Annotated in this window: 22 protein-coding genes; 5 read left to right on the top strand and 17 right to left on the bottom strand. The window is 53.0% G+C overall.

Annotated features, from left to right (window positions below):
• Positions 1 to 22 precede the first annotated feature (22 nt).
• The 4 genes from B0B12_RS05535 to B0B12_RS05520 form a co-directional block, all read right to left on the bottom strand.
• A complete protein-coding gene (locus B0B12_RS05535; RefSeq protein WP_076666455.1) occupies positions 23 to 1,378 on the bottom strand; it encodes a 4Fe-4S binding protein in 1,356 nt (451 codons plus the stop codon).
• 141 nt (positions 1,379 to 1,519) lie between these two features.
• Positions 1,520 to 2,899: an NAD(P)/FAD-dependent oxidoreductase gene (locus B0B12_RS05530; RefSeq protein ID WP_076666454.1), complete on the bottom strand. Its 1,380-nt coding sequence runs from the start codon at positions 2,897 to 2,899 to the stop codon at positions 1,520 to 1,522.
• Positions 2,900 to 3,047: 148 nt separating this feature from the next.
• Positions 3,048 to 3,287 carry a hypothetical protein gene (locus B0B12_RS05525; RefSeq protein ID WP_076666453.1) on the bottom strand — a complete coding sequence of 80 codons (240 nt, stop codon included), beginning with the start codon at positions 3,285 to 3,287 and terminating at the stop codon, positions 3,048 to 3,050.
• Between the two features lie 62 nt (positions 3,288 to 3,349).
• A complete protein-coding gene (locus B0B12_RS05520; RefSeq protein ID WP_076666452.1) occupies positions 3,350 to 4,015 on the bottom strand; it encodes a hypothetical protein in 666 nt (221 codons plus the stop codon).
• A 134-nt stretch (positions 4,016 to 4,149) separates the two neighbouring features.
• Here B0B12_RS05520 and B0B12_RS05515 point away from each other — a divergent pair, with 134 nt between their 5' ends.
• The 3 genes from B0B12_RS05515 to B0B12_RS05505 all read left to right on the top strand — a co-directional run bounded on the left by B0B12_RS05515 (position 4,150) and on the right by B0B12_RS05505 (position 6,169).
• Complete coding sequence (locus B0B12_RS05515; RefSeq protein WP_076666451.1) at positions 4,150 to 4,824, top strand: hypothetical protein; 675 nt, start codon at positions 4,150 to 4,152, stop codon at positions 4,822 to 4,824.
• Between the two features lie 63 nt (positions 4,825 to 4,887).
• Positions 4,888 to 5,421, top strand: coding sequence for a hypothetical protein (locus B0B12_RS05510; protein ID WP_076666450.1), 534 nt, complete (start codon positions 4,888 to 4,890; stop codon positions 5,419 to 5,421).
• Positions 5,422 to 5,623: 202 nt separating this feature from the next.
• The gene (locus tag B0B12_RS05505; RefSeq protein ID WP_076666449.1) at positions 5,624 to 6,169 is read left to right on the top strand and encodes an SRPBCC family protein; all 546 of its coding nucleotides are present in this window, start codon (positions 5,624 to 5,626) and stop codon (positions 6,167 to 6,169) included.
• A gap of 65 nt (positions 6,170 to 6,234) precedes the next feature.
• Here B0B12_RS05505 and B0B12_RS05500 read toward each other — a convergent pair whose 3' ends face one another.
• The 10 genes from B0B12_RS05500 to B0B12_RS05450 form a co-directional block, all read right to left on the bottom strand.
• A complete protein-coding gene (locus tag B0B12_RS05500) occupies positions 6,235 to 6,681 on the bottom strand; it encodes a DUF421 domain-containing protein (protein WP_076666448.1) in 447 nt (148 codons plus the stop codon).
• Positions 6,682 to 6,690: 9 nt separating this feature from the next.
• Complete coding sequence (locus tag B0B12_RS05495; RefSeq protein WP_076666447.1) at positions 6,691 to 7,194, bottom strand: hypothetical protein; 504 nt, start codon at positions 7,192 to 7,194, stop codon at positions 6,691 to 6,693.
• Between the two features lie 42 nt (positions 7,195 to 7,236).
• Positions 7,237 to 8,130 carry a hypothetical protein gene (locus B0B12_RS05490; protein WP_076666446.1) on the bottom strand — a complete coding sequence of 298 codons (894 nt, stop codon included), beginning with the start codon at positions 8,128 to 8,130 and terminating at the stop codon, positions 7,237 to 7,239.
• A 125-nt stretch (positions 8,131 to 8,255) separates the two neighbouring features.
• A complete protein-coding gene (gene dapA / locus B0B12_RS05485; protein ID WP_076666445.1) occupies positions 8,256 to 9,125 on the bottom strand; it encodes a 4-hydroxy-tetrahydrodipicolinate synthase in 870 nt (289 codons plus the stop codon).
• A gap of 191 nt (positions 9,126 to 9,316) precedes the next feature.
• Positions 9,317 to 10,051: a LytR/AlgR family response regulator transcription factor gene (locus tag B0B12_RS05480; protein WP_076666444.1), complete on the bottom strand. Its 735-nt coding sequence runs from the start codon at positions 10,049 to 10,051 to the stop codon at positions 9,317 to 9,319.
• A 4-nt stretch (positions 10,052 to 10,055) separates the two neighbouring features.
• Positions 10,056 to 11,069, bottom strand: coding sequence for a sensor histidine kinase (locus tag B0B12_RS05475; RefSeq protein ID WP_244554607.1), 1,014 nt, complete (start codon positions 11,067 to 11,069; stop codon positions 10,056 to 10,058).
• Positions 11,070 to 11,483: 414 nt separating this feature from the next.
• Positions 11,484 to 13,493 (bottom strand): NAD-dependent DNA ligase LigA, encoded by a 2,010-nt coding sequence (gene ligA / locus B0B12_RS05465; RefSeq protein ID WP_076666442.1) that lies wholly within the window; start codon positions 13,491 to 13,493, stop codon positions 11,484 to 11,486.
• 369 nt (positions 13,494 to 13,862) lie between these two features.
• On the bottom strand, positions 13,863 to 14,357 hold the full coding sequence (locus B0B12_RS05460; RefSeq protein WP_076666441.1) for a DUF4920 domain-containing protein: 495 nt from the start codon (positions 14,355 to 14,357) through the stop codon (positions 13,863 to 13,865).
• 122 nt (positions 14,358 to 14,479) lie between these two features.
• Positions 14,480 to 16,831, bottom strand: coding sequence for a patatin-like phospholipase family protein (locus B0B12_RS05455; RefSeq protein ID WP_076666440.1), 2,352 nt, complete (start codon positions 16,829 to 16,831; stop codon positions 14,480 to 14,482).
• Between the two features lie 13 nt (positions 16,832 to 16,844).
• Positions 16,845 to 17,408, bottom strand: coding sequence for a hypothetical protein (locus tag B0B12_RS05450; protein ID WP_076666439.1), 564 nt, complete (start codon positions 17,406 to 17,408; stop codon positions 16,845 to 16,847).
• 291 nt (positions 17,409 to 17,699) lie between these two features.
• On the opposite strand from B0B12_RS05450, the gene B0B12_RS05445 reads away from it, so the two are divergent.
• Complete coding sequence (locus tag B0B12_RS05445; protein ID WP_076666438.1) at positions 17,700 to 18,326, top strand: cytochrome c oxidase subunit 3; 627 nt, start codon at positions 17,700 to 17,702, stop codon at positions 18,324 to 18,326.
• Between the two features lie 5 nt (positions 18,327 to 18,331).
• On the opposite strand, the gene B0B12_RS05440 is transcribed toward B0B12_RS05445, so the two are convergent.
• On the bottom strand, positions 18,332 to 20,521 hold the full coding sequence (locus B0B12_RS05440) for a T9SS type B sorting domain-containing protein (protein WP_170871821.1): 2,190 nt from the start codon (positions 20,519 to 20,521) through the stop codon (positions 18,332 to 18,334).
• Positions 20,522 to 20,822: 301 nt separating this feature from the next.
• Here B0B12_RS05440 and B0B12_RS05435 point away from each other — a divergent pair, with 301 nt between their 5' ends.
• On the top strand, positions 20,823 to 21,290 hold the full coding sequence (locus B0B12_RS05435; protein WP_076666436.1) for a hypothetical protein: 468 nt from the start codon (positions 20,823 to 20,825) through the stop codon (positions 21,288 to 21,290).
• 123 nt (positions 21,291 to 21,413) lie between these two features.
• Here B0B12_RS05435 and B0B12_RS05430 read toward each other — a convergent pair whose 3' ends face one another.
• Entirely contained in the window at positions 21,414 to 21,845 is a 432-nt protein-coding gene (locus B0B12_RS05430) for a DUF2147 domain-containing protein (RefSeq protein ID WP_076666435.1), read from the bottom strand.
• Between the two features lie 667 nt (positions 21,846 to 22,512).
• Entirely contained in the window at positions 22,513 to 22,887 is a 375-nt protein-coding gene (locus B0B12_RS05425) for a hypothetical protein (protein WP_076666434.1), read from the bottom strand.
• Between the last annotated feature and the right edge of the window lie 13 nt (positions 22,888 to 22,900).

The raw sequence follows: 22,900 nt of genomic DNA, 5'->3' as shown, positions 1-22,900 counted from the left end.
ACTTCGGATTTTTTCTTAAATCCTAGCCTAAAATCCGCAGTTCGTCGCGCCCGATCAGCGGGGAGCCAGCATAGCGGCCCTCGCGCGGACCGTTCTCTAGTTTCAGTACGCCGCGCGGACAAACGTGCGCGCAAATGCCGCAGCCCACACAAGAGGCCCGGATGATGGGTTTACCCTGTTGCGCATACCAGCGCACATCAATGCCCATTTCGCAGTAGGTGGAGCAGTTACCGCAGGAGATGCACTGCGCCCCGTTTGTGCTGATGCGGAAGCGGGAGAAATGCTTTTGCAGCAAGCCCAGGTAGGCGGCCATCGGACAGCCAAATCGGCACCATACCCGGTTGCCCATCAGCGGGTAAAAGCCTACCCCGATCACACCCGAAAACATGGCCCCGATAAAGAAGCCGTAGGTGCTGGCAAAGCCGCCTGACAGATCGCCTAACAGCCGACCCTCGCTCCAGGAGTTGATCCACAGAAAGAGCGTGGTGAGAATGACGAACCCCAGGATCGGGTAGATGGTGGCCACTTCCCAGCGCCAGGCTTTGCGGCTTTTGTCGGAGAGGTGCCGGTAAGGGTCGCCGGCGGTTTCGGCCAGTCCGCCGCAGCCGCATACCCACGAGCAGTACCAGCGCTTACCATAGAAATAGGTGAGCACCGGGGTGGCCAGAAAAGAGAAAACGGCTCCCCAAAACACCATGAATACGCCCAAGGCCGCACCGTCGCGGATCAGATAGTCCACCGTGCCCGGAAACAGGTAGTCGTACTTGAGCGGCCAGAAGTAACTGAAGTAATATTCCGGTTTGTTGAGCATGAGCAGCAGTCCCGGGAGCAGAAAAGCAAAGCCCAACTGAAAGAACATAACCGAGATGGTCCGGATGATGTGGTAGCGGCTGTTGCGGTACTTGAGCAGGGCATATACGCCCATCACGAGAATCGCCAGGGTATAGAAAGTGCCATACAGGAACCACTGATCGCTCGGTCTGCCGCGCAGCCACTGGCTCAGGGGCTCCGTGGCCTGAATTAGCCCCTGCAGGGTGTCCGGGAACCAGTAAAGGAGCACGTAAAAACCGGTGAGCACAAAACCGATGACCCAGGCGGAAGCGCCTCGCGAGGTAGCCTCTTGTTGCCAAATTCCATGATTTTGCTCAGTAGGAGACTTTTGCCGGCGGCTTTGCCAGATGTAAAGCAAAGCACCCACCGTGAGGATAAAGGTGCCTCCCAACCCGGTCATAACAGGCGACAGATAATCAGCCCCCACGGCCGCGACCAATATCCCCAGCAGTCCGAGGCTGATGAGCACCAGGCCTGCCATTTTCAGAACGTTCAGCGAACCGCTTGAAGGCGAAGGGGATGTGGGGAGAGTTGCGGCGGTATGCATCTGTAGGATCGGTGATTAAGTGCGGCGTGTATTTAGGTTATGGACTGAACGGATAATTAACAAAACTTCACCTGTTGATGAAGTGTGTACGTGAGTTATTATGGCCTTTGTCTTTTGTCAAAATCTATTTTGTCGCAATGGTTAACACGAAGCAGTGTCAGAAGCCAGACCAAAGCGCCTGCGCAGCTCCCACCAGGTATTATTTTTCGAGGGCGGCTGCCGTTCCGGGAAGCGGGTATAGTACTGGCGCAGCAACGCTTCTTCGTAGCGCTGGAAAAACTCTGGGTCGAAGTTGACGGCCGGTAGTTCCTGCATGACATCGTGTAGGGTATAGCCCTGTTGCAGCCAGTGGTGACACAGATCGTGGCGGTAGCGGATGCCGAGCAGATTTACACCCAGCAGTCGGGCCGTTTCCTTGTCATACAGCAAACGGATGGCCTTGGTCGCCTCCTCGTTCTGCCAATACAGCGACTGGTGCTGTTCGGCTAATTGCGCAGGAACGGTACCATAGGTCTGGTATTCGATGTCGAAGAACTTGGCCGAGTTGAACCAGGGACCACGCTCGTAAGGTTTGCGGTCGCCGAGCAGGGTCGAGGCCAGCGCCTCGGCTTGCAACCGACCAGTATACCAGAGCTGCTCCAGCATCGGCTGACCCGGAGCGGGGTTTCGGAACTGGGCGCAGTCGCCGAGGGCGTATACCTTAGGCTGGTTCGTCTCGAAAAACTCATTTACCAGGACGCCCCGGTCAATGTCTATACCTGCGTCTTTGAGAAATTCCACATTTGGCTGCACACCCGTCGTGATGCCCACAAACTGGCAGGGCAACTCCTGGCCACTGCGCGTTCGGATGGCGCGCACCCGACCCGCGTCATCAGCCACAATTTCCTGCAGCTCTTCCTGAAATAACAGTTCAATGCCGTGTTGCCGGATATGGTCTGTCACGAGTTGCGCTTCCTCCTGAGGCAGCACATTGTGCCAATAGAGTTTGTCCCGGATCAGCATGGTCACGGCAATGCCACGACTACGAAGCATTTCGGCCATTTCCACCCCGATCAGCCCGCCGCCAACGATCACGGCCTGCGCTATACCTGCTGTGTTAGCCTCCATCAACTCCAGGTCCTGCAGCGAGACGAGGCCCTGCACGCCTTTCAGGGTTTGGCCGGGCCAGTCGTAGTAAGCGGCGCTGGAGCCGGTGGCCAGCACCAGTTTGTCGTAATGCAGGGGAACACCTTCGCGCATCACCAGTTTTTTATCGCCCGTTTCCACCCGCTCCACATAATCGTGCACCAGTTCGATCTGCTGTTCCTGCCAGTACCAGTCGGCATAGGGCACAATGTCCTGAAAGCGCATGTGGCCCATGTACACATACATGAGGGCGGTGCGCGAAAAGTGCAGCCGCGACTCAGCCGACACCATAGTGATGCGACAGTCGCTCCCTTGCCGCACACGCTGCGCCAGGGTAACGCCCGCAATGCCGTTTCCGATGATGACTAAATGTTCGTCTGCTTTGATTTTCTCCATTCAAGAAGCCCTCTGCTGGCTTAGTGGCTATACCTGTTATACCTTGCGTTGACAAAGCAGGTATAGCCAAAGATACAAAATTAGGGCAGGCATAAAAAAGGGAGGCTAGGTGATCCCCGGCCTCCCCATTTGAAAATCTGATTATATGCTAGCGGCTTCCGGCACTGCTGCCGACATCCTGTCCGCCGTCTTCCACGCTTTTGCCGCCCTGTCTGCCACCAGTGCGAGGCTCGTTGCCTGTGGTGCGACCTGCCTGCTCGTTTTCCTCAGAGCGTGCAATCTGCTCTGACGAATCCTTCTTAGCGGTGGGGTGGATGTTCGGCACTTTGTTGCCTTCGTTTATATTGTTCTGATTCTTATTCTGGTCTTTATTCTTATCTGTGTTCATCTTCAAGTTGTTTTGGTTGTCTAAAATTTTACTTTGAACTGCTCCAGGCTTACGGCTATACCTTAGTAGCGGTCGTAATCCGGGTTGGAAGCGGTGCGGTCTGGCGGACCGTAGCGGCGCGGCTGTCCTTGCTGGTAATTGCCCGAACGATGACGTATTTCGCCGGTCAGTGGGTTGTAACGGCGGTTATAGTCCGGATCGGAGGTATAGCCGCCGTCGTAGCCATAGCTGAGCGAGCCGGCCATGTTGCCGTAGTTCTCGCCGCGGCGCTGCGGGTAGTTGTCAGGATGGTAGTCGCCATCGAAATTGCCCGAAATGCGACGACCGTAATCGTCGTCGTAGTACTGGCTGTCTTCACGCGAGTTTCCGCCTTCGTTGCCATACCTTGAGCGGTCGTCGCGCATACCTGCGCCACCTCCGTAGCGTCCACCGAAATTGCTGTAATTCCCTTGGCGTGAGTTGTCACCGCGGTAGCTTTGCTGGTACTGGCGCTCGGTATAACCATCGTTGTCCTGCAGGTTGCGGCTGCGACGGTAGACGTAGTCGCCTCCGTGGTTATTTTCATGGCGGCCACGGTTACCCATGTCGTCTCGGTTGGAGCGGTTGTAGGTGCTGTAATGGCCGTCTTCGTCCAGGCGGTATGCGCCCCTGTACTGCGATTCGTCCAGACGACGGCTGTCGCGGTGGCGATCATCCCGTCTGTCCTGCCAGTTGTTATATCTTTCCATAGTCTTATCTTGAATTGGTATACCCCTCTATAAACGAACAATCCGGTTGGGAGTTTACACCACGTCTTTAACCCAAAGCGGGGGCATGCCCGTAAACAGTAGCTGAACTTTGTAGGACATTTAAACACAACGCTATGAGAAACAACAGAGAAGAAAACCGCGACGATCGTAACATGGAGCCACGCTGGGCACATACCCATCACCATGGCGAAAACTCAGACCGTGGCAACTATACCGTAGATTCGCGCTTCAACAGCGGCTACGGTGGGCAGGAAAACGACTTCTACGACACCAGATCTTTCAATACTAACATAGACCACGAGTTCGGCTCCAGGCAGGGGCGCTTTCAGCCAGGCGGTGCGCAGTACAGCGGCGAAGATTATACCTCAAGCAGAGGCAGACGAAACGACAACCCCTATGGTATGAGCTACATGCCAAACGATGACCACAATTCAGGCCGCCATTACGACCCACGGGCCGATTACAGCAGCCGCGACTACGACGACCTGCGCCAACAGGGAAACAGCTGGACGCGCTCCGGTATGGCCAATGAACGATTCGGACACGACATTGGTAGGGGCGACCGTGATTTCCAGGGCCACTCGTCCATGGGTGATTACGAATCTTACCGACGCTACGAAATGAACAACCGTATGTACGACAACGACTACAGCGGGGGCTTCGCCGGTCGTAACCACACCGAAGGCCGCGAGCACTTTGGCGAGGACAGCCACTACAGCAACCTCGACCGCTGGGGACAGGAAAACCGCCCGCAGCGACGTTCCGAAGACCGTCACAACCGTCACTAATATGTAAAACCGTGCAGCCGCAGGAGAGCGATCTTCTGCGGCTGTCCTTTAAAGAATAAAGCTATGAGAGATAACAGAGATCAGTACTACAACGATTACGGTCGCCGAGACGAACAGAGACATCCGCAGTGGCAGCACCAGCGCTTTGAGGAAAACCTGGAGTGGGAGAGAAGACCAGAGTACGAGGGCGACGGCCGCCGGTACCGCGCCAGGTATGAGGAGAGCGGCATGCGCGAAGGCGACTACCGCGGCAGCATGGAGGATTTCTACAACACCACTTACGAGACCAACACTTATAGTGGGGTACCTCGCCACGAGGAGTATGGCCTGCCGCACGGCCCCGAAAACGACTTGGGGCGCGTGAGCCGCGGCAATCCGCAGTTTTACAACCCGGATAGCTTTGAGCGGACCCGCTACCGTTACAGCACAGGGTATAATCCCAACTATGATAACCCGGAAGAGGGGGACCTATACCGCAACTTCGACAGCCGCGGCAACCACGGCTACCGCCACGACGCCTCATACGGCAATGCCGACGAGTTCCGCGATTTTGGCGACGACCACTACGGCACTAGCCGCGAGAGCGGACGCTACTGACAAAATCGGCAAAGTGAAATGATTTTCAATATTGTATACTTTTTGTAAGTGTTGCGTATAAGTCACTATACATTAGTATTGAATTTCCATCTGAGAAAGGCCACAGCGTAACAGCTGTGGTTTTTTTCATTCAGTACAAAATTTTAGAAATTGTATTAAATTGCTTTTTATTGATAGAGATTTACGTTTACCATCGACTTATATGCATGTATTGAAATCTTTACTGCTCGGAGCCGTTACTTTCATCGCTATACTTGGCGTTATTTCCATTAGCCTGCCTCGTCAAATTCATTTGCAGCGCGACATTATCATCAACGCGCCCGCCGAAGTGGCCTACGAGCAACTCGGTGACTTAAGAAACTGGACCAAATGGCTGCCAGGCCACCTTCTTGAAGTAGACAGATCGATCAGCTATGCTGGTCACGCAACAGGCGCACGCTATACCTGGACGAGCCAGCGAAGGGGCATCGGGCAAGGCGTCGTCACGATCGTAGAGGCAGAGCCACCCAGCCGAGTTGTCACGAACCTCGAATTTGAAAAAAACGACAAGGCGCACAGCACCTTTGTATTGGAAGAGACCGAGGAGGGCACCAAATTAACCTGGCATTTCGAACAGTACATTGGGAACGATCCCATCCGGAAGTTCTCCGGCCTGCTGATCGACAGCACAGTGGGAGAGGAGTTTGAGGATGGGCTGGAGAATATCAAAAAAGAAGTGGAGGCGAAGTACGCGGTAACCGACAATTAAGCCAACATCCTGAGAGAGTTTTAAGGTATAGCCTAAAAAAGCTATACCTTTTTTATTTCCCTTTGCTATTTTTCTTTCGGGATGATGGTGATTTTGCCGTCTTTTTCCAGAATGGCGTACTTGATCTGATCGAGCCGCTGCAGTCCCTGCGGATCCCGCGCCGACTCCAGAATGTCAGCCTCGTCTACCCGCACCTTCTTAAGCCGGTCGTGCAGCACCTTGCCATCGTCCAGGAGAATGATTGGCACCCCGTCCAGCACCTTGCCGAAGTAATTGAACTTCTGCTTCAGTAGCGAGAGCGTGATGTCGGCCAGCAGCAGCGTAATGATCAGCACGAAGCTGTTCGTCATGGATTGATCTTCGCCAACGAGCGCCTGTTCGGCCGTTTCGGCAATAATCAGCAACAGCACGAAGTCAAAAACGGTGGCATCGTACAAGGTTCTTTTGCCGCTTACTCTGAAAATGAGCATCAGCAACACATACAAGACCAAGCCTCTGATAACGGTTTCCATAGCGTAAACTTAAGGGTATATGAATGGTGTGATGTTTACCTTTTTCCCGGCAGTAGAAATGTGCAGCGGCACGGAGCCCATCGCTTTTGGCTTCAGATAAAAGATGACAGTAAACGGTTGGTTGACAGAGGCAAAGCGATAGGTGATGCCCTGCTCGTGGGTGAATACCTCCGAAGGCTCAGGCACGACCTTGTCGACCTCCAGTTTCTCGTAAAAATTCTTGCTGAGTTGCAGATCTGTATGCGAATCGCCGGAGGAAGGAGCCAACTGCACTTTGAATTCGGACGGGGCGCCACGGCGCAGGAAGCGCTCGCACTCCACTTCAAGCCCTTCAGTGCTATTGCCGGCCTTTAGGCGATGCAGGTCACCAATACCGCCGTTGCCCGTAAACCCCAGCAAAGCGGCAATCACGACGAGGGCCATCAGAACCCAGGCTACGCGCTGGGCCTTCCAGTTGGCGCTCTCCAGTTTAATGTCCTCGTCTATTTCGAGTTCACCCTTATGTTTTTTCACGGCTATACCTTGCTTTTGCAGGTATATAACGCTTGGGCAAATTTATGGTTTTGCCAGGCTGTCAGGGCTGGCTATTTCAGGATAGGCGTCGGTTTTAAAATCGGCCACTTTCCTGTAAAGCTTGCCTTTCTCAGCGGTCGAGGACAGGAAGAGCGTGATTTTGGAGGAGTTGTAGTGATTGGACAAATCGGCCACCAGGTCAGGTATACCGTCGCGGTCAAGGTCGCCGACCCAGAGGAGCGAATAGATGGCACTCTCGAAGTTCTCGTCAGCAGCCAGCTCCTGCGAAATCCTGCGGCCGTTTTTGGAGCCGGTCACCGTCCATTTGTAGTTTTGGACCGAGTAGGACTCCGATCCTTCCTGCTGTATGCTGTCGCCGCTGGCTGCCAGGGTATAGGTTTTGCCCTTAAACCGGAGATCGATGGCCGTGTTTGGCAGTATGACCTGACTCGGGTAGCTCACCGTATCCACTTCAGTGGGTTGCAGTTTGGCTATACCTGTCATGAAGAGGAGGGTGTTTGGAAGTTCGCCCCGCACCTCACGGCCTGAACGTACCTGTCGTCCTTTGTCATAAACCGGATCGAAAAAAGGGCTCACCTGCAGGTGGCTGGGCAGCAGGCGGAAAACACTGTCTTCCTGCACAAGCGCCATCCAGGACTTTTGTTCAGCACCTTGCCATACCTCGTGTTTGTGGAATCGACCCTCGATCATGATTTTGGCAGCCGTGTTGGGCTCAGGGCTCAGGCCGGTCGTGTCGGGGGCGTAGTGCTGCAGCTCGTCGTCAGTTGGCTGCGTGGCCGAGTCGGGTGCCTCTACGAGACTGGTGTCGGTCACCAGCAAATGCGTATGGTCCGTTTTGTCGGCCTGCGACTGGTCCGGGGAGTTGTTGCAGGCCGCCATGCTCAACGCTAAAAAAAGGATAGCAGGTATACGCATTGTACTGGGGTATTAGGATAGAAGAAAACGAATATAGCGAAAATATCTTTGGCTCAACAAAAAACAGGAAGGTTAACTTTCGTCGACCTTCCTGTTTTTTTGTTGCTATACCTTGGTTCTGCAGGCTATAGCTGCTTGTAAAGTCTGTCTTTGAGTCCGGCAGAGGCTTCCACTAAGGGGAGACGCACCGCGCCACCACATACGCCAAAGCGATCCAGCAGTGCCTTTACACCTACCGGGTTGCCTTCTTCGTACATCATCGGGTTGATGTCCACGAAATCGAACAGCAGGTCGGCCGCTTCTTTGAACTGATAGGACAGGCCCAAACGAACCATGTTACTGAATTTCTCAGGGAAGGCATTGGCCAGTACGGAAATCACCCCTACGGCACCGAAGGAGATCATCGGCAGGGTGAGCATGTCGTCGCCGCTGATCAGCAGGAAGTCGGCCGGTTTGTGCTTGGCAATGTATAGGCACTGCTCCAGGTTACCGGATGCTTCCTTGATGCCGACGATGTTTTGGTGGGCAGCCAGACGCACCGTAGTTTCAGGCGCCATGTTGCTGCCGGTTCGGCCGGGCACGTTGTAAAGGATAACGGGCACCGGACAGGCGTCCGCAATTTGAGTGTAGTGCTGTATGATGCCTTGCTGGGAAGGTTTGTTGTAATAAGGACTCACCGACAGTACGGCGACTATACCTTCCAAATCCGTTTTCTGGATTGCGTTGAGGACTTCCTGGGTGTTGTTACCGCCCAAACCGTATACCAGCGGCACGCGGCCGTTCACGTGTTTCTTCACAAAGGCCAGTATCTCAGCCTTCTCTTCTGTCGTTGTCGTCACCGACTCGCCTGTGGTGCCGTTTACCACCAGGTACTCCACTCCACCTGCTATGGTAAAATCAAGCAACTGGCGCAGGCCGTCGTAGTCTACCTCCAAGCTGCTTGTGAAAGGCGTTACCAAAGCAACACCTGTTCCTTTTAATTTATCTTGTATCATGCGCTGTTTTTCTAATGCGCGAAGTTCGAATTATGATTCGGATTCTGCAAGTGATTTAACATAGCATGGTGCCTTCTGTGATGGCCTATTTAACAAAGGACTTCTGGGAAACCGGTTATATATGTATAGAGATTCATTTGTCAAAATGTCTATTGTCCTTTGTCCAATAAAAGTCGTGCTTCGAAAAAAAACTACTGTATATTATTCTCCTCTACCCAGTGCAGAAACTGGTCTTTGTATACCTCACCGATTGGGATTTCTTTGTTGCCAATGCGGATGCGGCCTTTCTCGATGCTGTCGATCTTGTGCAGGGCCACAATGAAGGAGCGGTGCACACGCATGAACCTGGATTCTGGCAGCTTCTCCATGGCCTTGTTCATGCTCAGGAGCGTGATGATCTTCTGGTCCTTTGTTTGGATGATGATGTAGTCTTTCAGGCCCTCGATCCAGAGGATGTCGGCAAAGCCTACGCGCACGGTTTTGTAGTCGGCCTTCACGAACATAAAGTCCTGCTCTGGCACCTGTGGGGCAGGTGCGGCTACCACTACTTCTGGTGCTTTGCTGCTGCGCAGCATACGCTCCTGCGCTTTGGTGACTGCTTTTAGGAAACGGTCGAAGGGGATAGGCTTAAGCAGGTAGTCAACGGCGTCGTGGTTGAAGCCTTCGAGTGCGTAGTTGGGATAGGCCGTCGTGAAGATGATGAGCGGCTGGTGCTTGAGGATGTTGAGGAACTGGATGCCCGTGAGCTCGGGCATCTCGATGTCCAGAAACATCAGGTCGATCTGCTCTTGCTGCAACACCTGCATGGCCTCTGTGGCGCTGGAGCACGTCTTTACAAGTTGTAGAAAAGGCAGTTTGCTCACATAACTCTCAATGATGTCGAGGGCAAGCGGTTCGTCGTCTACGGCAAGGCAGCGGATCGTCATAGGTTTATTTTTTGGGTTGGAAATACAGTTTCAGCGAGGCGAAAAATGTATCGTCTTTTTCTTCCAGGTATAGCTCGTGCTGGTGCGCGTATAGCAAGTTAAGGCGTTGCTTTAGATTTTGCAAACCGATGCCGCCAAAGTCCTTTTTTTTGTGGCTGCTGCTGTTGTTCACAGTCGAAAACTGCAGCCATTCGTCGGTTACTACCAGGTTGAGCGTGATGCCCACCTCGTTGCGGCTGACCAGTCCGTGCTTAAAGGCATTCTCGACCAGCGTCATCAGCAGCATGGGCGCGATCTGCTTTCCGCTCACGTCGCCTTCTACATGTAGCCGGATGCTCGTTTGCTCGCGCAGACGCAGTTTTTGCAGGTCGATGAAGTTCTGGATGTGCTCCAACTCCCGTTCCAGGCTCACCAGGGTGTCGTTACTTTCATACAACATGTAGCGCATCAGGAGCGAGAGTTTCATGATCGCATCCGGCGTTTCGGGCGACTGCTTATAGGCCAGTGAGTAGATGTTGTTGAGGGTGTTGAAGAGAAAGTGCGGGTTCACCTGCGACTTGAGGAAGTTGAGTTCGGCCGCTAATTTCTGGTTCTCGAGTTCCTTGTTGCGACGCTCGTTGCGGATGTAGTTGCCGGTGACTTTCAGGGCCGAACTAATGAAGACCACGATCAAGCCGGCCAGCACATAATTGAGGATGCGGTCCGAGGAATAGAGCACCGTCATGCCCGGGTTAAATTCCCGGAACACATAGTAATCAAGTGGCGAGCGCACCAGCGCAACCACAGTGAGGGTAAGCAGCACGACCCCGAGGTAGGCGAAGATGCGGTTTCTCGCCAGAAACTGCGGAATCAGCACATACCAGTTCAGGTAGAAGATCATCATGGCGAAGCTCAGGCCCACCAGCGAGTCGACGGCCTTGTTGAAGGTAAGGCCCCGCTGAAACTGAATGTAAAAGATCCAAGCTCCAAAAAACGCCCAGGCTGCCACATGCATGGCTAATTTATACCGCTTTTTCATGGTAAATGGGGGTAGGGCTATCATGTTCAAGGCCTTATCGGAAATGGGTAGTAAGAGCTGCATAACTAGCAGTGTTTTGCTGAAGTTACGCAATATTACCACGCTTCCGTCTAAGCCCGGACCGATACTATACAAATGGGCAAACCTGCCCTATCAAATCAACAATTTAAGAGATTAAGCTTCCAAAAGGGGGTAAATGGTTGTTCGTATATTCTTTTCGGTTGTTGGTCTATTTCATTTTTATTTGTCCTCTAAATTGCCTCCATTTGTGCCATGCTTCACGGTCTTCTAGCTGTGCCGTGAGCAAGGGCCAAACGGCCTGAATAAGGTTTAAATGTTTTTATTGTTTGTTTGTTAATTAGTAAGCGCCGGCCTCCAAAAGACCGGCGCTTATGTTTTATAAAAGTCAACGCACTAGTTTACCATTCCTAAAAACTCGCCCTCCGAGAGGATCGTAATACCGAGCTTATTGGCTTTCTCAAGCTTAGAAGGACCCATCTTGTCGCCGGCCACCAAGTATGAGAGCTTCGCGGAGATAGAGCTGACCACCTTGCCGCCGTGACTGACAATGATGCGCTGCAGCTCGTCGCGGCTCACGCTCTCGAACACACCAGAAATTACAAAGGTTTTCCCCTCCAGCTTGTTACTTTCCATTTCAGGTGCGGTATTCTCACTCTTGAATTGCAGTCCGGCCGCTTTCAGGCGCTCAACCAATTCCTGGTGCTCAGGTCTGCTGAAATATTGAATGATAGACTGCGCAATACGTTCACCGATTTCGTTTACCGCAATCAGCTCTTCAAACATGGCGCCGCGCAGGGCTTCGATGTCGGTGAAGTGCTCGGCCAGTTTCTTGGCCACCGTACTGCCCACATAGCGTATACCCAGCGCAAACAGCACGCGGTCATAAGGCGTCTGCTTCGATTTTTCCAGGCTGTTGAGGATGTTGTTAGCCGATTTCTCACCCATGCGCTCGAGATTCACCAGCTGCTCGAAGGTAATGTCATAGAGATCGGCCACGTTATGAACAAAACCCGCTCTGTACAGTTGTTCGATGGTTTTCGGGCCCAACTCGTCAATGTTCATGGCTTTGCGGGAGATAAAGTGCTCCAGCTTGGCCTGAATTTGTGGGGCGCAGCCTTCCTCGTTCGGGCAGTAGAAGTTTGCCTCGCCTTCGGCGCGTACCAGTTCGGAGCCGCAGGCCGGGCAGTGCGTTGGGTAGATGATCGGCATGGAGTCGGCAGGGCGCTTGCTGAAGTCCACACCTGTGATCTTAGGTATAATTTCGCCGCCTTTCTCCACGTGCACGATGTCGCCCAGGCGCAGGTCGAGGCGCTGGATTTCGTTGGCGTTGTGCACCGAGGCGCGCTTGACAACGGTTCCGGCCAATAGCACAGGCTCCATGATGGCCACAGGCGTCACGGCTCCAGTCCGGCCAATCTGGTACTGAATTTCGAGCAGGCGACTCACGGCGCTCATGGCCGGGTACTTGTAGGCAATCGCCCAACGGGGACTCTTAGAGGTATAGCCAAGCTCTTCCTGCAGGGCGTAGCTGTTCACTTTCACCACCACACCATCGGTGGCAATGGGTAACTCATGGCGTTTCTGTTCCCACTCGTTGATGTAGTCCAGCACCGTGTCGATGGAACTGCACTTGCGCCAGGTGTCCGATACCTTAAAACCCCATTTCTGGATAGCCTGCAGACTTTCGGAGTGTGTGTCAAAAGGGCTGGAGGAACTCATGAAACCATAGGAGAAGCAACCCAACCTGCGACTGGCCACGATGGCCGAGTCCTGCTGCTTAAGCGTGCCCGAGGCGGCGTTGCGTGGGTTGGCCAAGAGTTGCTCGCCGGCTTCCTCGCGTTCGGCATTGAGCTGCTCAAACACCTGCAGGGGAAGGAACACCTCACCGCGTACCTCAAAGCTTTCCGGTAAGTCGTTGCCATGTACCTGCAGCGGAATATCGCGGATGGTGCGCACGTTGGCGGTGATGTCGTCGCCACGGGTGCCGTCGCCGCGGGTAGCGCCCTGCACAAACTCACCATTTTCGTAGGTCAGGCTGATGGCCACGCCGTCAAACTTCTGCTCGCATACGTACTCCACCTCGTCGCCTACGATCTTGCGCACGCGTTTGTCAAACTCCCGCAGGTCTTCCTCCGAGTAAGTGTTGCTCAGCGAGAGCATCGGGTATTTGTGGAAGACCGTCTTGAAGCTCTTGGTGATGGTGCCACCCACGCGTTGGGTAGGGGAGTTGGGCAGGCGCAGTTCCGGGTGCTGGTGCTCGAGTTGCTGCAGCCGCTCCAGCATCATGTCAAAGTCATAGTCGGAGACTTCCGAAACGCTGTTCTGGTAGTATTGATAGTTGAGGTAGTTGATGCGTTGGGTGAGCTCCTGAATCTCAGAAGCCGGGTCGTTTGCTAAGGCCATAGGGTATTTCTGTTTGGTCTGTAAAAATAGAGAACGCACCGCAGCTTGCCAAGATACATTGCGCATATACCTATGCTGTGGCCTGATAATTTACGGGTGCAAGCAGAAGGTATGGCATGTATTGGGTTCTTAGTGAGTGAACGGACTGAACCAAATATGATTTAGCCTCCTGTTATGCGTGCTTGCTTAAAATCTGGTGTTCCGTATCAAGCCTCTTTTGTCTTTTGTCAAGTAATCTTTTGTCAAGGTACTTATCTGCCAGAGAACAAAGCGATAAAGACAGGTATAGGTGTGTCAGGTATAGCAGCAGACAAAAAAAGCGGCTGCTCCGGAAGAACAGCCGCTCAGGTATAGGTATAGCGTCAGTACTTACTTCAATTTCACGCCGTCGGCTACAAAGCGCAGCTCTTCTCTCGGCTCGGTAATGGCGGCAATCTCTTCGGCTGACTTTCCGGCATCCTCGGCAAAGTGGCGCTGGTCGTCAACCGAGATCACTTCATGCTTGGCTATACCTGTGAACACGGCCGTTTTGCCAGACAGGTCTTCTACCGGTAGGAAAAAACCGTAGTCGCGGAAGGTTACTTTCATCGTGCTGCCATTCTCCAGCTTCACATCCATCCAGCATCCTTTCGACTGGCAACTTTCCACGATTTCCGCTGTCACGGTGGTCTGAAGGGAGTCTTTTCCGCTCAGGGCCTCCTGTAGCTGCGCAGCCGGGATCACGTTCTCTTCCTCAAACGAAGCGCCGTAGGCGTTCGCCTCAGCTACGGTTTCGGTGGTTTCCTGGCCTTCGGCTGTGGGGTTGTTCTGGGAGCAGGCCTGCAGCACGGCGGCAGTCAAAAGCAATGCAAATAGTTTTTTCATGGAGGTGTTGGCTTGTTTGTGATTCCAAATATAGGGATTATCCCTTAAGTGCAAAAGGCTCGCAAAAGACTCCTGCCGGAAAGTAGGTATAGCCCGCTGAACTGCTTCGGAATCAGGTCGGTTTACTCAAGCGCCCTGTTCTGAAACACCAAATAACCCAGGTGAAAGAGCACGCCCCACTCTTTGGACTTGTCGTTGTAATAGTTCAGGCTAAGTGCAGCCGGGCCCAGTATGCCGTGGTATACCACGGCAGCCGTGGCGGCCACTCCGGTGCCCGTCAGTCGCTTGCCATAATAGGCCTGCTGGTTGTCGTTTTGGAGAATGGGCCGGTAGGGCTGAAACAGGTAGGCCTCGGTGCGCGCCTCGAGCCGGGGCGTGAGCAGGTATACGTATTGCAGGCCGCCCGCCACAAACTCATGCGCCCGAAAACGGTCCAGGAACAGCGTACGGCTATCAGCCAGCGGATGGAATGCCGGGGCTATGGTCAGGGATGAGCGGTAATTGCTGTAAAAGGGTTGTGTCGAGATTACGCCTTCCAGCCTGTAGCCAAAGCGGTGACTGCCACTACCCAGAAAATTTTCATAGAGCAGTCTTCCATAAAACCAGCTGCGGTCCTCAGACAAATTAAAGGTTTGGCTGGCCGTGGAGCCGGGTCTATACCTTTCCGTTGCACTCACCATGCGGCCGGTGGCGGTGAATGATCGCCCGCCGGAAGGGTACTGTTTTCGATTGAGCCCACCACGCCGGAAAACGGCACTCACCGTCCACCCACTGGTAGCAGTGCGGTCGAGGGTGTCGGAGCGCTGTATCTCCAGCCGGTTGCTATACCTGTCTATCTGCTGCATGTAGGCAGCGCTGAGCACCAGCTTGCCTTTGTAGGTGTTCGTAAAGCCCAGGTTGAGGCCAAAATTCCGGTCGGTCTGCTCCAGCAGTGGCAGGTTGTTGCGCTCCAGCAGCAAACCGGTGGTAGACAGGAAGTTCCAGTGGTTGTAGGTAAAGGCTGGCTCTATGTAATAAGGCAGACTGGCAGGCACGTCGATGCGGGTGCGCAGCTGGGCGCCCTGGTAAAAACGACCTGTCTGGAAGCTGCCGGCAAAGGTATAGAGCTGCCGGCCGAGCAAGCTGTACTCCATACCTGCGTAGATGTTGTCGATCGGGCGCGAGGCGATTACGCCGCCCAATGCTATTTTCAGGCCGTCTTCCTTCTTCACATTCAGGTGCAGGTCGTATACCCTGGCTTTGGCATCGTAGCGCATGGTGGGGTACAGGTTGCGGAAGTTGTCGATGGCGGCCAGGCGGTAGTAGCTTGTCTTGATGTCCTGCATGGTGTAGCCGTCTTCCTGCTCGCTCCGGAAAAAGCGCTCCACGAACTCCTGCTGGTTTTTTTTCAGCCCCTGTATCTCCACGTTCCGGAAAGCATGAGGCTGGAATCCGCTCCTGAACTTTTCGCGCTTCGCACCGAGGGCCTCTGCACTCACCCTGCGCTTTATTTTTCCCAGAATCTGGTCCATGTGATCATTCGTCACTTTATACCCGGCCGCGAAGAAATCCTCCACGTTTTTGAAATCAAGTGAATTGAGGTTGCCAAGCTCGGGTTGCAGGTATACGTCCCGCTCTGTCAGGGCGGTGGAGTCAGAGTTCGACATCATGGCAAAGAGCAAGGTATAGGCCAGGTCAAAATCGTCGTTGTCGTAGGGGTACTCGCTGTAGGTTTTGGAGGAGACGTTTACCCCAATGATGATGTCCGGGTTGAAGTCTTTGCGAGCCACATCCACGGGGAAGTTGTTGTAAAGACCACCGTCAAACAACAGGCGCTTGTCAATGCGGATGGGCTTGTAGAAAAGCGGCACAGTGAGGGTGGCCCGCACGGCATCGGCCAGCTGACCCTTGCGCAGGATGACCTGCTGCTGGGTAAAAATATCGGCGGCTACACAGCGGTAGGGCACCATCAGTTTATCGAAATCGTAGCCGGCGTGCGCGGCAGGCTGGGAGAGCAGCTGCGCCAAGGCAAAGTTGAGCGAGGCGTCGTTTACCAGGTTCGACGTGAGCTTGGCCTGAAAAGCCGAGTCAAGTGCCACGTGCAGTTTAAGCAAGGCCGGATTGGGATCGGGCGAGGCAAAATTGTAGGTATAGTTCTGCTCCGGTTTGCCGGTGGCCCAGGCCTGAAAGGCCTCTGTGTGGATCAGATATTCGATCTCGGCAGGAGAATAGCCGGCCGCATAGAGCGCCCCGACAATGCCGCCCATGGAGGTACCCACGATGTAGTCGATCGGGATGTTATTTTCTTCCAGGGCCTTGAGCACGCCCACATGCGCTATACCTTTGGCGCCGCCACCACTCAGTACGAGGGCTACTTTCTGGGCATGGCTTTCCCTCCACCCGCTGAGCAGCAGGGCCAGTAGGAACAGGCAGGGTAGGGTGTTTCGGTATACCTGTTTGCGTAAAAAATGGCCAGCAGCCTGCAATAGGCGCATAGTTCTTTTTTTATCAGTTTCTGAGGTCAGCCCAGCGTGCGCTGCGAACCGTAAACAGCATGCGCCCCGTCAGCCTGGACGTATAGCGGGCGGGTACCCGCAGGCGCAAATCCTGCAGCATCAGTTCAAAGCTGGTGCTGAAGGTAATCGTTTTACGGTCGGGTGTGAACGTGACCGGGACCACCATTTCTTTGACAATGCCTTGTATGTTAATGAACACCCGGCTGTTCAGGGTCTGCCTGCTTCGTTTACCGGCATTGATCTGCTCAATAGGGGCTTCGATCTCAATATACAGCTCTGGGTAGCGGGATGCAAAAAAGACGTCCTGCACCATGGATACCGGGCTGGAGTCGTTGGCCGGCAGCAGGTTCTCGATTGGCAGCAGGCACTCAAGTTTGCTCGTATTCTGGTCGTAGCGCACCAGCATTTTAATTGACTGAAAATCGTAGGTGCTGCTGGCGCCCTCCAGACTGATTTGGATGCTGTTATTGGCCGTGAAGGGCGTTCGGTTCTGTTGCGCCAGCGTGGGTGCAGCCATCAGCAGAAAACAAAGCACAGGGAGTAACCATTTAATCATATCGGGGCATGTAGTAGCGTGTACTCCTGCTAACGCAAATCAGCTGCGAAAGATAGGACTTCGGCATCGGTTTGTCACCCGGAACCTTTTGAATTTGGCCACGCGCCGCCCTATATCGGCAAAACACGGTCTGAAGCTTAAATAAGACCGCGAAATCTTATTTTTTGTGAAGCATTTACAAAACTATAACCCCCTCTAGTTGGTATACAGATAAGATAAATTACCCGTAATTCAATTAAGCAGAGGAGGCCCGCAGCCATAAGCCGGGAATGCTCGGGGAGATGACTCGACATGAACCAGGACAGAAAGAATAAGGTAGACGCACGCCGGGGCTCAGCGTTTGGCAAGATCGAGCATCTGCACCCGATCCGGATGCTGCTATACCTGAGCATGGTGGGCATTGGTGTGCTCTTCTTTGTGCTGGTAGTGGCTTTTGTGCGTACGGGCGGATTCGGCAGCGAACAGTTCTCGCTTCCGAAATTCTTCAGCATCAGCACCCTTTTTCTGCTCTTCAGCAGCTATACCATCAGCAAGGTTCCCCGCATTTACAAGAAAGACAAGCTCCGCAAGATGACCCGCTACCTGGCCATGACGTTTCTGCTGGGGGTGGCCTTCATCGGGGCGCAAATACTGGGCTGGCGCGAACTAACAATCTCCGGTGCCTACTTTACCGGGAAAGCCTCGGGCAGTTACCTCTACCTGATTACGGCACTGCACCTGCTGCACCTGCTCGGCGGCATGATCTTTCTGGCTTTTCTGCTGATCAAAACGGCCCATATGGCAGGCGACGGCGTGCGCAGCCTCATCTTTATCCGCGACCCCTACCGCCGGCTGCAGCTGACCATGCTCAACACTTACTGGCATTTTCTGGGCGCCATCTGGCTCACGTTATACCTGGTAATCCTCTTTATGGCTTAAGCGCTCTAGCGCACCAACGTGACAGATCCCCTGAACTTGTCTGCTCCGTAGTCGATCACGTAGTAATATACCCCGTCGTTCACGTCCTTGCCGTCCCATTTAAAGTCGTGCGCCGTGCTCGAGAAAACCTCTTTGCCCCAGCGATTGTAGATGCGGATGTGCTGGAAGGCGCTCGTGCAAACATCTGCTGGCATACCTGGTATCTCAAAGAAGTCATTCAGACCGTCGGCGTTGGGGGTGAAGATGTTGGGCGGTACGAACGTCTTGTAATCCGGCACTTTCACTTTAAACTCCATCGTGATTTGCTGCGTGGGCGAAGGAGCGCAGGCGTCTTCCATCAGCATAAAATTTACCCGTAACACACCTCCTTTAAAGGCTTCGCAATTGGCCGTAAAGTTAAACTTACCTGTGGCAGCTCCCGCACCGCCTGTCGACGTAAAGGTCATACCCAAACTGGCCAGGTCGAAGTTCTCGCCACGGGCCTGCATGCTCAACAGGTGTTGGTCCAGGTCGGTGCCTGTGAAATTAGCCTCAAAAGGTTCGTTCAGATCCAGTTCAAACACCAGCACTTGCTTGTCAGTGGTCAGCACCGGCACCTGGTTGGGGTAAACCGTCCTCACTTCAATCACCTCTGTTTGTGTCAGCTCCTTGCCGCAGACCATGGAGGTAGCTGTAAATTCAATCTGGTAAGTTTTCTGCCCGACGGTTTTGCAATCGATCAGCCACTTGAAAGGCGACTGCACCTGTCCGATGCTGCTGCTGTTCTGAAAGGTGATCGGCAGCGAGTTGATGTCGAAGTTCAGCCCTTTGGCCGAAATACTCACCTCGTCGTTGTCGGCGTCAAAACCCAGCACGTTGAAGTCAATCACATCGCCTTCCATCACCGTGAAAAGCCGGTCCGGCTTCGAAAGCTGGATCGTGGGCGGCTCGTTAGGTATAGGATCAATGATGAAGCTCACCTGCAGTGTATCCTGTCTGGGCAGGCTGCAGCCATTGTCTTTCACGATCAGGTCAAGTTTAAAGACCTTCCCCTCGGTGTCGAAGCACTCATCAAAGCAAATGTCAGCTTTTAACGATTCCTGGCTGCCGGGTGCATTTACTATGCCGCTGGTAGTGCCTGTGAAGGTATACTGGTCGCTGCTGAAGTTGACGGGTCGGGCATAGAGCGTGATTCTGGAATTGGGGTCCGGATCGGTAAATTCTATGTTGAGGCAACGGGCATCCGTTGGGTTGATGCGGATCACATCACCCCGTTTATAATTGGTGGTCTGGCCATTTACCCTGGCCTGTACCTGCGGGCTCTCGTTACGCGGACAGTCTTTTACAAGCAGTTGAAAGTCACGGCGTACTTCACCGATCTTTACTCCGTCACGGTACTCCTGCACGCGCACTGCAAACACGAAAAGGCCCACACGGTCAGGTCGCACGGTCAGGCGACCCGTCTGCTTATCGATAATAATCGGGGGGGAGCCCTGAATCTGGTTGCTGCGATTATACCCCGGCATCCACCTTACTTCGGGGTAGGGCGCGGGCCTGGCAATAGGAGCCGCATTGGATGGGTCTGCGGTGGCATAACCGTTGAGCGGGGTGACCATGTCGTATACCAGCGAGTCGCCGTCGCTGTCTGTTCCGCTAAAGTCGTAGTAGAACAGCTCGTTCGCACAGGCATAGTCACTCAATGGCGGGAACAGGCGTGGAGATGAGTTGACGAACTGGGCGCTGTTTTTTGTAACAGGCGGAAACTCCATGTAGAAAACCTGACCCGCCGCGTCTGGCATGATGATGTTGTTGATCGTGCGGTTACGGCAGCAGCGCTCCCAAGCCATGTAGTAGCCCTGCTGGTTGTTGAACATGTTAGGAGACAGCACAACGTCCTGTGAGTACACAATGCGGCGGGTGCGCAACTCCCCAATCGTACAGGCAATGTCGGTATAGTTGACAAAGGTGTCGCTGCGCAGTGGCAACTGTACATCCATCATGAAGCGGTTGTTCCCCTTATCGAATATCCTGATGTTGGCAGAAGGGTCCCGCGCGCCTGGTGTGCCGTTCACATCGTCAAAGTAGAGGTTCATTGTGATGCGGTAGGTATAGCCCGAGCGATGTTCTATCTCCAGTTCGCCGCCTACAATGTGTGTGGCCGTGGATTTCAAACTGATTATCAGGAGACACAACAAAAGGAGTAAAGCGTGTTTCATGTATAGCGGCATTTTGGGGATTTTCTTCAAATTCCGGTGAGACAGCACTACGAGTGGGTATAAGTTACATCAAATCCTGAAACTTCGCTATATAGTATAAAATTTTATGATTAATGCAGCTAACATTCAGGAAGGTTTTGCGTTATATGGCATCTGGGAATCACCTTAATAGGTCAATTTCGGATAAAAATATTTCTGTTTATACGCAGCCGAAACAATTCATGCCCATTGAAGTTATAAGCAGACGCAAAACTTCCTGATGCCCCTCAAAATTGATCGTTTAACGGATAATCTATATACCATGATGACGCTAACACAAGAACTTGAACTGAAGAAAAAACTGCTGCAGGAGTCAACCAAGCTATTAAGCACGCAAATTCAGGCAGCGAAAGAGGCCATGGACGAAGCGCAGGAGAGCGCCAACGAGCACCATGGCGCCATTGAAGACAAATTTGAATCCTTCAGGGAGGCCTGCCAGATACAGCGCGACATGTATGCGCGCCAGCTGGACGAGCTGATCACCACCATGGGGGTGCTGAAGCGGGTGAACTCGACGAAGGAAAACAAAGAGGTGTCCTTTGGTGCGGTGGTGATGACAGAGCTTCAGAACTATTTTATAGGCGTGAGCCTGGGCGAGATCAAAGTCGACGGGGAGTCGTTCTACGCCATCTCAGGACTGTCGCCGCTTTACAAAGCCATGGAAGGCAAAACGAGCGGGGAGAGCTTTGTTTTCAGAGACAAGACCTACCAGGTGCTGCAGGTATTTTAATACTGACGACAGGTATAGTAAACCTTTTGCGCTGAAATCAGTTTAATAAAGCAGTAAAGGGTTGAAAACAAAAAAGGTTGGCTTTAGGGCCAACCTTTTTTGCTTATAGGCAAGGTATAGCGCTTACTCTACGCGCGTCCAGTTCTGTGTTCTTCCGATCAGGGAGATACCAATGTAGCCTTTTACTTCCATCTTGTCCTTGCCTGTCATTTTCATGTAGCAGGAGTAGGTCTTGCCACTCTCCGGATCGTAGATCGTGCCATCATCCCATTTGTTGCTGCCGTCGTACTTAAAGTCCTTCATAAACACCATGCCTTGCAGTGGGCGGTTGCGCAGCTTCTTATCCGGGTTGTTCTCATCCAGCTTCGGCTTTCCGTTTCGGAGCGGCTCCTTCAGTTGTACGATCTTACCGTGCAGTTTATCGCCTGACTGGTAGATCTCGAAACGGGCTTTGCCATCTTCATTGGTCCAGATGCCAACAGGGGAGAGTTTCTGTGCCCACGCTACAGAAGTGAAGAGCATCAGGGCTACAAGGGTTAGCAGGTGTTTTTTCATGATCGAGTTCTTTTTTAATAAGATTAGTAACGAAATATAGAAAAAATAATTCATTCTTCAACTAAAATCCACCATCGGTCGAGATTTAGGTCCGAGCAGCAAATTCATTCATTTTTTTTTATCCGGTAGGCGTCAGCTATTTTGATTGAATCTATACCTGTTAGCAGTCCCTCACTTAATTGTATTGGCTTCATTTTGAGCTGCTTAAAATAACAGGATACAAATGGCGGGCCACTCTCTCTACTTTCAAAAGAAAAGACGATAAATAAAGTGCAGAACCTTGTGAACTTATCCGCGTTGTTTTAACTTTATACTATCAGTGAAAGCGGCGAGTGCTGCGGCCTGCGTATGACTGCCAACGGCAGCGGCGCATGGTTTATGTCGGACTAAAGAGAAAGGAGGTGCTATGTCTAATCCATCAGTCGTCTTAGTAAGCCTTGGTAATAGTGTTCACCTCAACGGTGAGCTGGCTTAGTAAGCAGTGAGTATCTACTGCTTGCGCAGTAAATATTACCTTTGGTCTTGAGTGATGGTGCTGCTGCAAAACAGGGCGCCGCTTGTTAAGATTTGAAGGATTCTTAAGGCGCTTGGTGTAACTTGACGGGCTACACCAAGCGCTTTTTCTTTTACCCCCTTCTCAGTTAGCCTGGTAAGTTTTCTGGCGCAATTACAGGTCGTCTTTGTAAATGGTATTGTTGCGCAGTCTGCGTTCTTTCAGAAAAGAGGCCACATAGGAGAACGCCGCCAGAAAGCAGCTCACGCCCATCAGCAGGACGAGGGTATGCTTGGCGTCCCACACAAAATTATCCGGATCGATACGCACCATCAGCAGAAACCCCGCCAGCAAGGTGAGGGCCGTGACGGTATGCAGCACAAACCGGTTGTGGCGTTTGAGATGGTAAGTGGCGGCAAGCAGCAGAAGGCCGAGCATAGGAGCGAGCAGGAGCTCAAGCGGGCGGTCAGGGGACAGGAAGTAAGCTGCCAAACCGGCCAGGATGAGCACCATGGCATTGATGGAGTTGGCTATGTAAGGATGCACCATATCAATTTCTTTA

This window comes from Pontibacter indicus, from assembly GCF_900156345.1.
Taxonomy (GTDB): Bacteria; Bacteroidota; Bacteroidia; order Cytophagales; family Hymenobacteraceae; genus Pontibacter; species Pontibacter indicus.
This window is presented reverse-complemented; position numbering and strand designations above follow the sequence as displayed.